The sequence below is a fragment of the Streptomyces sp. CB00455 genome (assembly GCF_001905445.1).
In the GTDB taxonomy this organism is placed as follows: domain Bacteria; phylum Actinomycetota; class Actinomycetes; order Streptomycetales; family Streptomycetaceae; genus Streptomyces.
On sequence record NZ_LIVQ01000005.1, the window covers coordinates 56,597 to 71,469 of the forward strand.

Annotated in this window: 12 protein-coding genes; 4 read left to right on the forward strand and 8 right to left on the reverse strand. The window is 75.1% G+C overall.

All coding sequences use genetic code 11. The features are described 5' to 3' along the window. Nucleotides 1-46 precede the first annotated feature (46 nt). Complete coding sequence (locus AMK16_RS20490; RefSeq protein ID WP_073917909.1) at nt 47-439, forward strand: nuclear transport factor 2 family protein; 393 nt, start codon at nt 47-49, stop codon at nt 437-439. Nucleotides 440-942: 503 nt separating this feature from the next. Here AMK16_RS20490 and AMK16_RS20500 read toward each other — a convergent pair. Both AMK16_RS20500 and AMK16_RS20505 read right to left on the reverse strand, forming a co-directional pair. Further along, entirely contained in the window at nt 943-1,491 is a 549-nt protein-coding gene (locus AMK16_RS20500; protein ID WP_073917913.1) for a DUF2231 domain-containing protein, read from the reverse strand. Between the two features lie 148 nt (nt 1,492-1,639). Further along, entirely contained in the window at nt 1,640-2,200 is a 561-nt protein-coding gene (locus AMK16_RS20505; RefSeq protein WP_073917915.1) for a SixA phosphatase family protein, read from the reverse strand. A gap of 214 nt (nt 2,201-2,414) precedes the next feature. On the opposite strand from AMK16_RS20505, the gene AMK16_RS20510 reads away from it, so the two are divergent. Beyond that, entirely contained in the window at nt 2,415-3,521 is a 1,107-nt protein-coding gene (locus AMK16_RS20510) for an AI-2E family transporter (RefSeq protein WP_073917917.1), read from the forward strand. A 157-nt stretch (nt 3,522-3,678) separates the two neighbouring features. Here the strand turns inward: AMK16_RS20510 and argG are convergent, their stop codons facing one another. The 5 genes from argG to AMK16_RS20535 all read right to left on the reverse strand — a co-directional run bounded on the left by argG (nt 3,679) and on the right by AMK16_RS20535 (nt 8,696). Further along, a complete protein-coding gene (argG, locus tag AMK16_RS20515) occupies nt 3,679-5,124 on the reverse strand; it encodes an argininosuccinate synthase (protein WP_073917919.1) in 1,446 nt (481 codons plus the stop codon). A gap of 331 nt (nt 5,125-5,455) precedes the next feature. After that, on the reverse strand, nt 5,456-5,956 hold the full coding sequence (locus AMK16_RS20520) for a hypothetical protein (RefSeq protein WP_073917921.1): 501 nt from the start codon (nt 5,954-5,956) through the stop codon (nt 5,456-5,458). 169 nt (nt 5,957-6,125) lie between these two features. Continuing rightward, on the reverse strand, nt 6,126-6,815 hold the full coding sequence (locus AMK16_RS20525) for a DUF4232 domain-containing protein (RefSeq protein ID WP_073917923.1): 690 nt from the start codon (nt 6,813-6,815) through the stop codon (nt 6,126-6,128). A gap of 553 nt (nt 6,816-7,368) precedes the next feature. After that, a complete protein-coding gene (locus AMK16_RS20530; RefSeq protein ID WP_073917925.1) occupies nt 7,369-8,277 on the reverse strand; it encodes a hypothetical protein in 909 nt (302 codons plus the stop codon). Next, nucleotides 8,274-8,696 (reverse strand): hypothetical protein, encoded by a 423-nt coding sequence (locus tag AMK16_RS20535; RefSeq protein WP_073918798.1) that lies wholly within the window; start codon nt 8,694-8,696, stop codon nt 8,274-8,276. Before AMK16_RS20535 ends, AMK16_RS20530 begins: the two co-directional genes overlap by 4 nt. 132 nt (nt 8,697-8,828) lie before the next feature. On the opposite strand from AMK16_RS20535, the gene AMK16_RS36265 reads away from it, so the two are divergent. After that, nucleotides 8,829-11,942, forward strand: a complete 3,114-nt coding sequence (locus tag AMK16_RS36265; RefSeq protein WP_073917927.1) for a CHAT domain-containing protein — start codon at nt 8,829-8,831, stop codon at nt 11,940-11,942. An 81-nt stretch (nt 11,943-12,023) separates the two neighbouring features. On the opposite strand, the gene AMK16_RS38130 is transcribed toward AMK16_RS36265, so the two are convergent. Next, nucleotides 12,024-13,211: a tetratricopeptide repeat protein gene (locus tag AMK16_RS38130; RefSeq protein ID WP_073917929.1), complete on the reverse strand. Its 1,188-nt coding sequence runs from the start codon at nt 13,209-13,211 to the stop codon at nt 12,024-12,026. Nucleotides 13,212-13,660: 449 nt separating this feature from the next. Here AMK16_RS38130 and AMK16_RS20550 point away from each other — a divergent pair, with 449 nt between their 5' ends. After that, nucleotides 13,661-14,872: a cytochrome P450 family protein gene (locus AMK16_RS20550; RefSeq protein WP_073917931.1), complete on the forward strand. Its 1,212-nt coding sequence runs from the start codon at nt 13,661-13,663 to the stop codon at nt 14,870-14,872. The last annotated feature ends 1 nt before the right edge of the window (nt 14,873 follow it).

The following is a 14,873-nucleotide window of genomic DNA, read 5'->3' on the forward strand; positions in this document are numbered from 1 at the left end:
CCCGCCACGCCATCGCATTCCCTCGCATCCCGGAAAAGGGTCCGCCATGCACCGCACCGGTATCGCTGCCGCACTCACCGACCTGATCTTCACCCCGGGTCTCGACCTCCACGAGGCCGCCGACCGGCACTTCGCCCCCGACTACCGCCAGCGCACCGACGGGCGGTGGGACGACCGCGACGGCTTCCTGGAGCACATCGCCCACCTGCGCTCAATCGTGGCGGAAGGAACCGTCAAGGTCCACGACGAGCTGCACGACGGCGGACGCTACGCCGACCGCCACACCGTCCGCCTCACCAAGAAGGACGGCTCGACCGTGCGCACGGAGGTCTACGTCTTCGCGGACCTCGCCCCCGACGGCCGTTTCCGCCGCATAGAGGAAGTGACCCTCATGCTCGAAGGCTCCGACGCGGACCGCCACCTCGGCAGCGCCCGCTGAACCGACGGTGCAGCAGGGGGCGCCGGGATGGAGCGCTCGGTTTCACCCTCGCTCCCAGACAGCGCAGTTGCGGCCGGCATCGGCCGGCCCGTCCGGGACGGCGCTCGGGCACGGGTCGGGCTCCTCCGTGGGGGCGGGATGGCGTTCCCACCGCTGCTGCTTCGCAGGGGCTTCTGCCGCAGGCTGCAAGTACAGCGTGATCGCTCCGCCGACCAGGACGAGAATTGCCCACACGGCCACCGCCCAGCGCCTGATCGACCTCGTCATCGGCCCGCCCCTCATCACTTGCTGCCCTTGGACCCCGGCCCATTCTCCGTGACGTGCTCCCGTCCGGTGTGCGCCACATACAAGCGCCACATACGGGCGGCAGGGCTGTTCCAGGGGCCGTGCGAGTCCGGCGCTTTGCGTGGGATCGGCGTGCCTGCCGGGCCGGGCTGGACCGCGCCGGCGTGGTCGCAGGTCGCGGCCGGCGGCGCCCGCCGGGGGCGCCGCCGGGGTGGGGCCTACGGTTCCGGGTACGGGCCTGCGGCCTCGCGGTACGCCACGTGGCCGCCGAGGGCGCCGCTGAGGCCGACGGCCGTCAGGCCGCCCCACCCCCACAGCCGGCCCTTCGCCGTGCGGCCGCGGAGCCGTGCCGCCAGGGACACCGAGAAGCAGGCGACCGCGGCCACGTTCGAGACCGCGTGGGCCAGCCCCACCCGGGCCTGCTCGGGCGGCAGGTCGGCCCAGTCGGCCCAGCCGGCGACCGCCGCCGGGGCCACCCCGGCCAGTCCGACGGCGGTCAGGGTCGTGGCCGCACGCTGCGCTCCCGGAACAGCGTCCAGTACGCCGGCCGACAGCCAGCAGCCGATCGGTACCTGCACGAGGACCGGATGGACGGGGTGGCCCAGTGGCCTGCCCCGCAGCAGGTCGCGGACCTCGCCCAACGGGAGCGAGCGGATGCCCCGCTGGAGGACCCGGATCGCCGGATCCGCCACCGTGGCCCGCTCGATGCGGTCCAGGGCCGTCAGCCACCAGGTCGACGCGGTACCGAGCGTGTGTGTGTTCTTCATGCAGCACGCCTACCCGGCATCGCGCCGCCATCCCACCCCCGCGCCGACGGGCCGCCCGAACGGTCCGCTGCCAAGGGTGAGCCCCGCAGGCGCGGTCCGGGGCGGGACCGGCGCGGGAGCGACCGGCGCCGACCGTTCCCTTCGGCCGTCAGTGGGACGGCGCCCAATAGGCCGTCAGTCGCCCCCGGCCCGGCGTCAGTGCCTCCCAGCCGCCCGGCAGGTCCACGACCACCACACCCGACGTGGGAAAACGCGCCCGCAGCCGGTCCAGGAGCTCCGGCGGCCCACTGCCGCACAGTGCTACGGCCAGCTCGTGGATGCCCGCGTTGTGGCCGACGAGGAGGAGACGGGCGACCCCCGGTCCGCGTTCTGTCAGTACGGTCACCAGGCGGCTCGGTGCCGCGTCGTAGAGCCTTTCGTCGTACACGGTCGGCGGCGGGTTCCGCAGCGCGGCGAGGACCGGCTGCCACGTCTGCCTCGTCCTGCGGGACGGGGAGCACAGCGCCAGGTCGGCGTCGAAGCCGGACTGCGCCAGCCACCGGCCGGTCTCGTGCGCGTCGGCGCGGCCCCGGTCGCTCAGGGGGCGCTCGAAGTCGTCTACCTGCCCCTTGGGCACGGCCTTGGCGTGCCGAACCAGCAGCAGCCGGCAGCTCTCCGGACCGCCCGGGTCCGGGGCGGACGTCACGCGCGGCGCGGAATCCGAGGGCATGTCCGTCTCCTTCTCCCGGGTCCTACACGGTCATGGTGCGGCCGCACCACGCGGTACGCACCCCGCGCAGGTCGCGGACCGCCCGTATCCGCTGGAGCGGCGAACGCCGGGTGACCCCGCCACCGAGGGCGCGGTCGAGGGGGCCGCCCCCGATCTCCGCAGGTCGCGCTGATCCGGCCGCGGCCACGGGCGTGCGTGCCCATAGGGTGACGGCATGCCTCCCACCTTGAGTTCCAAGAAAACCGCCGCCGCGCTGCGCACATCGGCTCGTTTCTCCGCTGAGTTGCTGCTGGTCCTTGTGATGACTGCGGTGGCCCTGTGGCTTTTGGGCAAGATGTGGTCCGTCGTCTGGCCCTTGATAGTGGGCCTGTTGATGACCACCCTCACGTGGCCACCGGCCCGCTTCCTGCGCCGGCGCGGGTGGCGTCCGGCATTGGCCGCGTCCGTGGTCACCGTGCTGTTCCTGCTGGTCGCGGCGGGCATCGCGGCGCTGATCGCGGTGCCGGTCGCCTCCCAGTCGGGGCAGCTGACCGACGGCGTGGCCCAGGGCATCCAGAGGCTGCGCGAGTGGGCCGCCGGACCGCCGCTGAACATCGGTGACGACCAGATAACGGGCGCGTTCGACGCCGCGGTCGCCCGTGTCCAGGACAGCGTCGGGAGCCTGGTGACCACCGTCGTCACCGGGGTGAGCACCGTGTTCAACGGTGTCGTCACCGCCGTCCTCGCGGTCTTCCTGATGTTCTTCTTCCTCAAGGACGGCCCCCGTTTCCTGCCGTGGCTCACCCGTCAGCTCCCCGGCCGGCTCGCCACCGACGTGCCGGTCGTGGCGGAGCGCGGCTGGGACACCCTGGGGGCGTTCGTGCGTTCCCAGGCGTTCGTCGGTCTGCTCGACGCCGTCTTCATCGGCCTCGGCCTGTGGATCGTGGGGGTGCCGCTGGTGCTGCCGCTGGCGGTGCTGACCTTCGTCGCGGCGTTCGTGCCGATCGTCGGCGCCCTCTTCGCCGGTCTGGTCGCGGTGCTCATCGCCCTGGTGTCGAACGGCCTGACGGACGCCCTGATAGTGCTGGCGATCATCGTCCTGGTGCAGCAGCTCGAGGGCAACGTGTTCCAGCCCATGATCCAGAGCCGCGGGCTCGGGCTCCACGCGGCGGTGGTGCTGCTCGCGGTGACGCTGGGCGGCAGCCTGGCGGGCATCGTCGGAAGCCTGCTCGCGGTACCGGTCGCCGCGCTGATCGCGGTCGTCTGGAACTACCTGCGCGAGGAACTCGGCGACCCGCCGCAGGAGCCGGAGACGGCAGCGGCAGCGGCGCCCGCAGCCTGAACCGGGCTCGGCCGAGCGGCACGCAGGGTCCACCGGGCGAATCCTCGCACCGCCGCCCGCACCACCGGCAAGGGCGGGCCCCGCGCCGATGGCGTGGTGCCCGCCCTTGCCGGTGGGTCGTGCCGTGCGGAGCCGGGGCCATGCCCGGCGGGGCCGGTCAGTCCGTGCCGAACTCCATCGCGGCGCGGTCCAGCATCTCGTCGTCGCCGGCGGCTTCGCCGCGCGAGGCGATGGCCTCGGCGCCGCCCTCCTGCATGGCGCCGATGAGCCCGGTCGCGGCCGCCTGGGCAGCGCCGATGGCGGGGTGCGAGGTGCCGAGCAGGCCGAGTCCGGCGTACTGCTCCAGCTTGGCCCGCGAGTCGGCGATGTCGAGGTTGCGCATGGTGAGCTGGCCGATCCGGTCCACCGGACCGAAGGCCGAGTCCTCGGTGCGCTCCATGGACAGCTTGTCCGGGTGGTAGCTGAAGGCCGGGCCCGTGGTGTCGAGGATGGAGTAGTCCTCACCGCGCCGCAGCCGCAGCGTGACCTCGCCGGTGACGGCCGTGCCGACCCAGCGCTGCAGGGACTCACGCACCATCAGCGCCTGCGGGTCGAGCCAGCGGCCCTCGTACATCAGCCGGCCGAGGCGACGGCCCTCGTTGTGGTACTGCGCGAGGGTGTCCTCGTTGTGGATCGCGTTGACGAGGCGCTCGTAGGCCGCATGCAGCAGGGCCATGCCGGGCGCCTCGTAGATGCCGCGGCTCTTGGCCTCGATGATCCGGTTCTCGATCTGGTCCGACATGCCCATGCCGTGGCGGCCGCCGATGGCGTTGGCCTCCATCACCAGGTCCACCGGGGAGTCGAAGGCGACGCCGTTGACCGTCACCGGGCGGCCCTGTTCGAAGCCGATCGTCACGTCCTCCGCGGCGATCTCCACCGAGGGGTCCCAGAACCGGACGCCCATGATCGGCTCCACGGTCTCCACGCCCGTGTCCAGGTGCTCCAGGGTCTTGGCCTCGTGGGTGGCGCCCCAGATGTTGGCGTCGGTGGAGTACGCCTTCTCCGTACTGTCGCGGTAGGGCAGCTCGTGGGCGAGCAGCCACTGCGACATCTCCTTGCGGCCGCCGAGCTCGGTCACGAAGTCCGCGTCCAGCCACGGCTTGTAGATCCGCAGGTGCGGATTGGCGAGCAGGCCGTAGCGGTAGAACCGCTCGATGTCGTTGCCCTTGAAGGTCGAGCCGTCGCCCCAGATCTGTACGTCGTCCTCCAGCATCGCCCGTACCAGCAGGGTGCCGGTGACGGCGCGGCCGAGCGGGGTGGTGTTGAAGTAGGCACGACCGCCGGAGCGGATGTGGAACGCGCCGCAGGCGAGCGCGGCCAGGCCCTCCTCCACCAGCGCGGCGCGGCAGTCGACCAGGCGGGCGATCTCGGCGCCGTAGGTCTTCGCGCGACCGGGCACCGAGGCGATGTCGGGCTCGTCGTACTGGCCGATGTCGGCGGTGTAGGTGCACGGGATGGCGCCCTTGTCGCGCATCCACGCGACCGCGACGGAAGTGTCGAGGCCGCCCGAGAAGGCGATGCCGACGCGCTCGTCGGCGGGAAGGGAGGTGAGGACCTTAGACATAGGAAGAGTATGCATAAACATGTATGGTCATGCAAAACCCGGGGTGCGCGGGCGGGTCCGAGCCGCCGGGCACGCCGCCCGGAAATCCGGTCGTGAGACGGTCACCGGACCGAGCGGACCGCATCTGCGGCCATGGGACCGTCCGGCGCCTGTGAGGCACGCCACACGGGAGGGGCGACCGAGTCGCGTTTACGGGCGCGGCAGCCGGTCACAAGCGGGGACGGGAAGCGGTTACTGAGCGGTGCGGCTCCCCGGTGGCCGTGGGCGGTCGCGCCATACGGGTCTCCCCCGACCCGCCTTCCGTATGGTGCGACCGCCCACGGTCTTTGCGTCAGCGCCCGGCGCGGTGGTCGTAGACCGTGAGGGACAGCGCCTTCATCGCGGCCCTGGCCCGCTCCGCGTCCTGGCCCTGGTCGACGGCCTCCAGCGCGGCCGCCGCCGACACCCGTACCGCGAGCGGCAGACCGTCGTAGGCCGAGACGCGGTAGGCGACGGTACGGCGCGCTTCCCGCTCCTGCCCGCTCACCCCGTCCGGGGTGAGCGGGAAGACCGCGGCCTGATACGTCGCGATGCTCACGAGGACCGCGTCGGCGATCCCCTCCGCGTACCCGCCGGACCGGGCGCCGTCCTGATCGGGCCGCAGGAAGGCCGCCACGTGGCGGCGGGAGAGGAACGAGCCGATGCCCGCGCCCAGTCCGGCGGCCGCACCGGCCACCGCGGCCGTCAGCCGGCCGCCCAGGAGAAGGCCGAAGCAGGCTCCCGCGACGGCGCCGCACGTCACCAGTACGAAGGTGATCATCAGGTGTATGCGGACGGCGATCGAGGACCTCATGCCCAGCAGTATGCACAGCGCCCTGGCGCCCTCCGGGGCCCGGCCCGGCTGCGAAGGGCCCCCGATCGGTCCCGGAGGGCACGGGCCGCACCCCGGAGGGCACGGGCGGACCCCGGAGGGCACGGGCCGGACCCGTCACGGCCCCGGCGGGCGGCGCCGTGACGGATCTTCAGGAGGGCCGGGTCGTCGAGAAGGCGGTCACCGTCACCTTGTCGTCGCACTCCGCGAAGATGCCGTCGTCCATGGAGAGCCGGTGCGAGCCCGCGTCCGGGACGCCGAGGGCGAGCGTGCGGAAGGTGGTCGGCGTGGCGCCGGACACGCAGTAGCCGTCGGCCTCCCCCTGGACGTTGACGAAGGTGAGTTTCGTCCAGGCCCGGCCGCCCGGAACCAGGGACACGGTGGCGGCGGAGCCGCCGGGGGTGGTGGTGAGCGGGATGTTCCGGCCGGGTGACCCGTCGCCGATCCCGGCGGCGGTCGGGAATCCGCGCAGGGTGCAGGCGTGCGTCGAGGTGTTCGTCACGGAGACGACGACGGCTCCCGTTCCCGTCCCCGTCGGCCGGACATCGGCCTGGTGGCCGTCGGAGACCTTGACCTGGTCGGCCGTACATGCCTTCCCGCCGGCGGCCGGGCCGGGCGCTGAAGGGCCGGGTCCGCTGGGGCCCGCCCCGGCCGGGGTTCCGGCGGAGGAACCGCCCGCCGGCGTCGGCAGCGCCGAAGCCGGTCCCGTGGACGGGGGCGCCGACGGTTCGGGGAGCGCGCCGTCGTCACCGGCCGGCGTGCAGCCGCCCACCAGGGCGGCGAGCGCCACCGCCACGACCATCGCTCCGGCTGCCCGGCTGACACCCGCTGTGTGCTGCATGTGCGCTCCCGAGGTTCACGACCGGTCCCACGCCGGCACTCGTGGACGAAGACACCACGGGGCCGTGCCGCAGTTCTGCGGGACACGGCGTTGTGGCGGATCCGTGACCGGCCCACGACACAGCGGTGAGGCGCCCTGGGCCGGCCCCGGCCAACGGCCCGTCGGACGCACCTGTGCACAGCCCGCTCGGCCGCCGACGACGTGCCGTGCGGTGCCGAGCGGTGCCGTGCCGTGCCGTGCCGTGCACCAGCCTCTGCCGGCGCGTGCTCTACGCCCACAGGCCGAGCTGGCTGGACGCGCAGCCGTAGACCGGCGACCGGCACGCGGTCCGGGTATCACGCGGTCCGGGTATGCGGAGGCGGTCCGGGCGTGGAGGCGGCCCGGCTGTGTGGAGGCGGCCCGGCTGTGTGGAGGCGGCCCGGCTCTGTGGAGGCGGTCCGGCTGTGCCGGGTCCGGGCGTGCAGTGGTCCGGAGTCACCGACCTGTGCGGCACCGCCGTCCCGACGGCCGGCGCCCTCCCCGCCTGACGGGCACGGTGACGCGGCGGCGGGCCTCATCCCGCCTTGCGCAGGATCCTGGTCACCGCCGCCCCGTCGGCGGGGGTGAACGGCCCGGAGAGCCGGTGGCCGACCGCTTCCGCGAGGGCCGCCGTGTTCAGGTCCACGGTGTGCTCCACCAGCCGCGCCAGGTGTTCGACGGCTTCCCGGCCCCGCCACCAGCCGACCACGACGACGGCGGCTCCGGCCGGCGCCGCGGGCCACCACCACAGGCCGAGCACGAGGTAGAGCGCCCCCCAGCCCGCCGATCGCGCCGCGGCCGAGAAGACCGCCTGCGCCTCGGCCAGCGGGATACGGGCCTCCTCGGACAGCGTCAGCCACAGGCACGGCCATACGGTGGCCAGGTCCAGGTCGTAGGCGCGGCGGACCCGCGCGTCCGCCGAGCGCATCCGGTCGCCCATCCAGGTCGCCACCCGCGGCTCGGTCAGCGCGATCCGGTCCCGGGCGGCGGCCAGAGCGGCGGTGTCCGGCGCAGTGCCGTCCGGCCGCGGCGGACGCATCCCGCGCAGGATGCGGGCCTTCTCCCGCAGCGCCTGCTCGTACCGCAGGGTCGCCGCCGTCCAGCGGCGCTTGCGCCGGCGGGCCAGGGGCGCCCCCAGCCGCCCCCAGTCCTCGGTCCACAGCAGGGAGAACAGCCGTCCCAGGCAGCGGGCCGCGCCCCCTGCGGCGAGGGCGCCGGCGCCGACGGCTGCCGCGGTCAGCAGCAGCGCTCCGTTGCTCTGCGCGACCGGGGACACGGCGAAGCGGTCGAGGGCGTCCCGCAGCCGGGCCGCGTCCGTGGCGTGGGCGTGTCCGAGTTCGAGCGCCGCCGCGACGGCGCAGACGTACAGCACGCCGGGCAACACCACGACCGCCAGCCAGCGTTCGGCGAGCCTGCCGCCGAGGGAGGCCAGCAGCGCCGTCACGCCTCCATCCGAAACGGCGGCAACGGGCACTGCCAGACGGCGCACTGCGGTTGCCCGGCTCCCGCCCGCGGGATCTCCACCCGGTCGCACAGATCGCCGGGGCAGACCAGCACCTCCTCCACCGGCCGGGCCGCGGCCAGTCCGGGAAGCGGCTGGTAGGGCCCTCCCGGTGCGGCCTGCGGACCGCGCCCCGCCGTCCAGGCGCCCGTCAGACCGTGGCGTCGCAGCAGTTCCTCGATCTCCGCGAGGACCCTGCGCGCCTGGTCCTCGCCGGCCGCAGGCACCCGCAGCCGGGCCAGGGCGGCCCTGGCCTCCTCCCCCACCAGTTCGGGGAGTTCGGCCAGGTCCGCGCACATACGGGACACCTGTCCGGCCGTCACCTCCGACAGTCGCGTCGCCGCCGGGCGTTCGCCGCGCATCGTGTCCTGCCCCTCCGCCGGCGGGCGCACGGCATTGACCGCGCGCGACCGGGACCCGCCTGCTTCCTTGTGTGTCAGGGTAGTTGGAGGGGGACGGACGGCACACGGAGATCGACGGAGGCGGCCGGGAGCATGACGCGAGACGACGCGGCCGGTCCGCGCCCCCACGCCGACCCTGACGGGGACCCGCGCCCCGGCTCCTCCCGGTTGTCCGGTGGTCCGGGCGGCGCACGCGGCCCGGGCGCCGGGGGCGTCAGCGGCGGCTTCGACGCGCGCGTCGCGGCGGCGCGTGCGGCCCTGGAGCGGGAGCCCCGCCCGGCCCAGCGGCACGCCGCCCTGCTGACCGGGCTCGGTGCGGCCCTGCTGGCCCGCTTCGGACAGGACCACGACCCCGTCGACGCACAGGAGGCGGTGCACTGGCTCGGCAAGGCGTTCGCCGCATCACCGGTCACGGCGGACGAAACCGTCGAACGGGTCGTCCTGCTCGCCGAGGCGCTCGACGCCGTCGCAGACTCCGGGGGCAGCAACCGCGCAGAAGCCGTACGGCTCCTCGGCGCGGCCCTCCAGGTGCGGCCGGCCGGGCATCCCGACCGGCCCGTCCTGCTGCTGGTGACGTTCCAGACCCTCCTCGCGGCGTACAAGGCGGGCGGGCGCGCCACGGACCTGGACGAGGCGATCAGCAGGGGGCGCGAAGCCGTGGCGGCCACGGCTGCCGGCAGCCCGGTGAACGAGTCCGCCGCCCGCGGCCTGCTCGGCACGGCCTTGCACACCCGCTACCGGCTCCAGGGAAGCGCCGCCGACCTCGACGAGGCTATCGACCTGCTGGGGCGTGCAGCGGACCTGGCCACCGGGCACAACCGGGCGGTGGCGGCCGCCGAACTGTCCGCCTGCCTGCTCACCCGGGCCCGCCCGACCCGCCACACCGGGGACGTGGACCGCGCCATCGAGGTCCTGCGGACCACGATCGACCTGCCCCCGGAGGGCGGGTGGCAGCGCGAAGCCCGCCACGGCCTGCTGACCTCGCTCGGCACGGCCCTGATCCGCCGTCACGAACGCACGGGCGACGACGAGTCCCTGGGCGAGGCGTTCCGGGTCGCCGCGTCGGCCTTCGAACTGCTGCCGGACAGGCACCCCGACCGGCCGGACGCCGTGGCCAACCTGGCCTCCGTACTGGAGCGCATCCACCGTCACACCGGCGACACCGCGCCGCTGGAGATCGCGGTCGGCTACTTCCGGCACGCCCTCGCCCACGCGCCGGAAGACACGCCGCACGGCTGGAAGTTCCTCGACGGCCTCGCCTACGCACTGCGCCGCCTGTACGACGCCCGGGGGGACCTCGCCGATCTGCACGAGGCGGTCGAGCTGCTCCGCGACGCGGCCGGCTCGTTCGCCCCGGACGATCCGGAGCAGATGGCGACGCTGCACTCCCTCGTCCAGGCACTGCGCGCCGAGCACCTGCACACGGGCGAGCGCCGCCCGCTGCACGAGGCGGCTCGGTATGCGGAGTCGGCCGTGGCCGTGCGCACCGCGCCCGTCAGCCGCCGGGTCGAGGCGCTCGCCTTCCAGGGGCACGTGCGGGCCGGCCTCGGGCAGTGGGACGCGGCGGCCGCCGCGCTCGCGGAGGCCGTGGCCCTGCTGCCGCGTCTGGCCTCCCGCGACCGGCTGCTGATCGACCAGCACCACGACCTCGGAGCCAGCGCCGGGCTGGCCTCGGCAGCCGCCGGCTGCGCGCTCAACGCCGGCCGGCGGGGACGCGCCCTGGAGCTCATCGAACACGGCCGCGGGGTCATGCTGGCCCGCCGGCTCACCGCCCGCGGCGGGCTGGAGCCCCTGTGGCAGGCCGACGCGGGCCTCGCCGAGGAGTACCTCCGGCTGCGGCGCGCCATCGACCCGGCGCGGCCGCCGGACCCGCCCTTCGCCCACGGCCGCGGTCCGCGGGACGGCGCCGCGCTGCCCGGCGCGGCCGGGCCGGGTGCCGGCGCCGGGCCGGGTGCCGGCGCCGGTGCCGGACCACGCGGCGGCGCCGGGCCGGGTCCGGACGGGGAGGCGCAGTGGGAGGACCTGCTCCGGCGCATCCGGGCGCTGCCGGGCCTCGACTCCTTCCTCCGCCCGCCCACCGCCGCGGAATTGCTCTCCGACACCGGGGCGGAGCCCGTCGCGGTCGTCGTCCCCAGCAGGTACCGCTGCGACGCCCTGCTGCTGTGCCGCGGCCGGCTGGAGGTGCTCCGGCTGCCCGGCCTGACCTTCACCGCCGCCTTCGACCAGGCCGACCGGCTCCGCGAGGCCACGGCGGCCGCGCACGATCCCGCCGTCGGGGCCCGGCAGCGGATGGCCGCGCAGCAGACGGTCGCCGGAGTCCTGGACTGGTTGTGGCACACGACCGTGGGCCCCGTGCTGCACCGCCTCCGGATCCGTACCGCGCCCCGTCCCGGAGCTCCCTGGCCGAGGGTGTGGTGGTGCCCGACGGGCCCCATGGCGCTGCTGCCGCTGCATGCGGCGCAGTCGTCTCCCGGGGGCGGTGGGCGCCGGTTGCGGGGCGGGGAGGGCGCGGCCCTGGACCGGGTCGTGTCCTCGTACACGCCGACGGTCGAGGCGCTGCGCCGCGTCCGGTCCCGGCCGCCGGGGGACCCCGCGCGGGCGTCGGCCTGCGTGGTGGCGATGGGTCGGACCGGCGGCGGCTACGGTGCGCTGCCCGCGGCGGCCGAGGAGGCGGCCGTGGCCGCGGCGGCGCTGCCCGCCGCCCGGATCACCGCGGACGGGGACGCCGTACGGGACAGCGTGCTGGCCGCGTTGCGCGGGGCCAGCCACGCCCACTTCGCCTGCCACGCCGTCGACGACCAGCAGCGCCCGGGGGCCGCCCGGCTGCTGACCGCCGACCACGCCGAACATCCGCTGACGGTGGCCGACCTGTCCGGGCTCGGCATCGAGCGGGCGGAGTTGGCCTTCCTGTCCGCCTGCTCGACCGCCCGCGGGGCCCCTGCCCTCGCCGACGAGGCGGTGCACATCACGGGGGCGTTCCTGCTGGCCGGGTTCCGGCACGTGGTGGGCACGTTGTGGCAGGTCGACGACGCGGCCTCGCTGGAGGTCACGCGCCTGTTCTACGGGGGCACGGACCGCGCCGGCGCCGGGTCCTGGGTGCGCGCCGACCGGGCGCCGTACGCCCTGCACGACGCGGTGCGCGTGCTGCGGGCCCGCTACCCGCGGACCCCCACCCTCTGGGCCGCGCACACGCACACCGGGGCCTGACCGGACGGGCGGCGGACCGGGGCGTGACCGGCCGGGCGGCGGACCGGGGCGTGACCGGCCGGGCGGCGGACCGGGGCGCGGTCAGTCCCGGCGCAGGGCCGCCAGCAGCAGCCGCGTCCTCTCGGTGTCCGGGTGCCCCGGGCCCTGGGCACGTTCCCGGCCGGCCAGGCACGCCCGCGCCTCGCGTACGGCGCCCTGCCGGTCCCCGGCGGCGGCCAGCAGTTCGGCGTACCGCTCCCGGGCGGCCAGGGTGAGCGGGTGGTCGGGGCCGGCGGCGCGGACGTAGCCGTCGACCGCGGCGCGGATCGCGCCGACCGCCTCCTGTGTCCGCTCCGTCAGGGCCAGGGCGTCGGCGAGGCCGTGCCGCGCGTGGAGCGTCACTTCGTGGAGGGCTCCGAGTGCGCGCTCGGCGTCGGCCACCACCGCCCTGGAGGCGGGCAGGGCCGCGGCGAAGCGGTGCAGCGAGAGCAGGGCGGTGACGTGGTTGCTGCGGGCCTGGAGCACGGCGGCGGAGTCGGGGCCCTCCGCCCGGTCGAAGCCCTCCACGAGCCGGGCGCAGACCCGTTCGGTCTCTTCCGCCATCCCCCGTGCCCGCAGCACCGCGGCCAGCCTCATCAGCCCGTGCAGGGTTTCCGTGGCGTCGGGTCCGCCGATCCGCTCCCATACGGCGATGGCGGCACGCTGCACCTGCTCGGATTCGTCCAGCCGCCCGAGCCGGAACAGCAGGTTGCCGAGGTTGCCGCCGCTGTTGGCCGTCTCCGGGTCCCCCGGGCCGAGGACGGCCCGGCGCCGCTCGTACACGTGACGCTGGATCTTCTCCGCTTGCGCGTAGTCGCCTTGCCGGTACAGGGCGAAGGCGAGACTGTGCCCGGTGGCGAGGGTGTCCGGGTGGTCGGGGCCGAGGGTGGCCTGGCGCAGGGCCAGGACCCGCCGGTAGACGGCGGCGGCTTCGGCGGGATCGCGCTGCTGCATGAGGTAGCGGGCGTGCCGGGTGAGCAGTTCCGCCGCGCGGGGATCGTCGGCCGCGTAGTCGTCGAGTTCGGCCTCGACGAGGAGGAAGCTGGACATGACCGGCCCGAGGGTCACCTCGATCACCGGGGTCCCGTCGGCCTTCTCCCCGCGGGTGACGGTGAACGGCGCGTCCCCGGACTCGTCGGTCCTCGCCCTCCGGCGACCCCGGCTCCTGTCCCCGCCCCCGTCCCCGTCGCCGTCCGGGGCCGCGTCCCCGCGCAACCGCCGCCGGATCCGCGCCCATGTGCCCTCGCCCACGACGATTCCCCCTCACCATCAGGTGACGCACACCCCGCCGCCACGCAGGGTACGGCGGCGGCCCGGCCGGGGAACACCCCTGCTGCTGCGCAGCCATGCGCCGGGGGACGACGCCGCGACCCGGACCGGCACGTCGCTCGCTCACCCGCTCGTACGCTCCGACGGCTCGTCCGTTCCGACGCTCGTCCGTTCCGAGGGCCGCCTGTTGCGCGGGCCGCCCATCCGCGGGCCGCCCCGCCCGCCCGCCCCGGCGTGCCCGCTCCCGTCTGCTCGCTCGCCCACCCGCCCGCATGTTCTCCCGCGAACCGCCGCCCACGTCCCACTCGCACCCGGTGGCGACCACACGGTGTGCGTCCTCGGGCCGCACGATGCGGGGAGCTGTCCCCGTTTCTTTGATAGCGTGGCGTCAAACGGGGACCTCTCCCCACTTGAGGAAGGGAAGAACTTCCGTGCCTGCCCCGACCCTTGAGGAACTGGCTCCAGCGGGCGCCGACCCCGGCGCCGGCCCCTATCCCGTGTACGCCGCCCTGCGGGAGCGCGGCCTCGTGCACCGGATCCACGTGCCGGGAACCGGCGATGCCTGGTTGGTGATCGGCCGGGACGAGGTGCGGGCGGCGCTCGCCGATCCGAGGCTGCGCAACGACATCCGCCATTCGGCGTCGTGGGAGAGCGACGGCGGGAACGCCGTCGGGCTCAACATGCTGCAGGCCGACGCACCCCGGCACACCCGGCTGCGCGGCCTGGTCGCCCGGGAGTTCACCGCCGGACGTGTCGCCGCCCTGGGCCCCCGCGTCCAGCGGGCGGCCGACGCACTCCTGGACGCCCTGCCCACGGCCGGCACGGCCGATCTGGTCGACGCCTACGCCCTCCCACTGCCCCTGACCGTCATCTGCGAGCTGCTCGGCGTGCCGGGCGAGGACCGGCACCTGTTCCACGCCTGGTCCAGCGAGCTCGTCACACCGACGTCGGCGGGCGCGGCGGACGCCGCCGGCGCGGAGATGAGCGCCTACTTCGCCCGCCTCATCGACCTCAAATCCGCCGACCCGGGGGCGGACCTGCTGAGTTCGCTGGTCCGCGCCCACGCCCGGGAGGAGCGGCTCGACGCCGGGGAACTCCTCGGCATGGCCTTCCTGTTGCTCGTCGCCGGACACGAGACGACGGTCAACCTGATCTCGGCGGGCGTCCTGGCGCTGCTGCGCCATCCGGATCAACTGGCCGCATTGCGGGGCGACATGAGCTTGCTGGACGGCGCCGTCGAGGAGATCCTGCGCTACGACGGACCGGTCACCGCCGCCGCCTTCCGGTACGCCGCCGAACCACTGGAGATCGACGGGGTCCGCATTCCGGCCGGTGACAGCGTGCTGCTCTCGCCGGCCGCGGCCTCCCGGGATCCCCGTCACTTCCCCGACCCCGACCGCTTCGACATCCGGCGGCCGCCCCGCGGGCACCTCGCCTTCGGACACGGCGTCCACCACTGCCTGGGCGCGCCGCTGGCCCGCGCCGAGGGGCGGATCGCCCTGGAGACGCTGTTGCGGCGCTGCCCGGACCTCGCGCTGACCGTGGATGCGGACACGCTGGTGCACCGTCAGGGCGTCATGCTCCGGGGCCTGGCAGCACTGCCCGTCCGCTGGTCGCGGCGGCTCGCGGCATCGCCCGTCTGAC

Coding starts and splice junctions, on each gene's coding strand:
- AMK16_RS20490 (WP_073917909.1), top strand. CDS start 47: ATGCACCGCACCGGTATCGCTGCCGCACTCACCGACCTGATCTTCACC.
- AMK16_RS20500 (WP_073917913.1), bottom strand. CDS start 1,491: ATGAAGAACACACACACGCTCGGTACCGCGTCGACCTGGTGGCTGACG.
- AMK16_RS20505 (WP_073917915.1), bottom strand. CDS start 2,200: ATGCCCTCGGATTCCGCGCCGCGCGTGACGTCCGCCCCGGACCCGGGC.
- AMK16_RS20510 (WP_073917917.1), top strand. CDS start 2,415: ATGCCTCCCACCTTGAGTTCCAAGAAAACCGCCGCCGCGCTGCGCACA.
- argG (WP_073917919.1), bottom strand. CDS start 5,124: ATGTCTAAGGTCCTCACCTCCCTTCCCGCCGACGAGCGCGTCGGCATC.
- AMK16_RS20520 (WP_073917921.1), bottom strand. CDS start 5,956: ATGAGGTCCTCGATCGCCGTCCGCATACACCTGATGATCACCTTCGTA.
- AMK16_RS20525 (WP_073917923.1), bottom strand. CDS start 6,815: ATGCAGCACACAGCGGGTGTCAGCCGGGCAGCCGGAGCGATGGTCGTG.
- AMK16_RS20535 (WP_073918798.1), bottom strand. CDS start 8,696: ATGCGCGGCGAACGCCCGGCGGCGACGCGACTGTCGGAGGTGACGGCC.
- AMK16_RS36265 (WP_073917927.1), top strand. CDS start 8,829: ATGACGCGAGACGACGCGGCCGGTCCGCGCCCCCACGCCGACCCTGAC.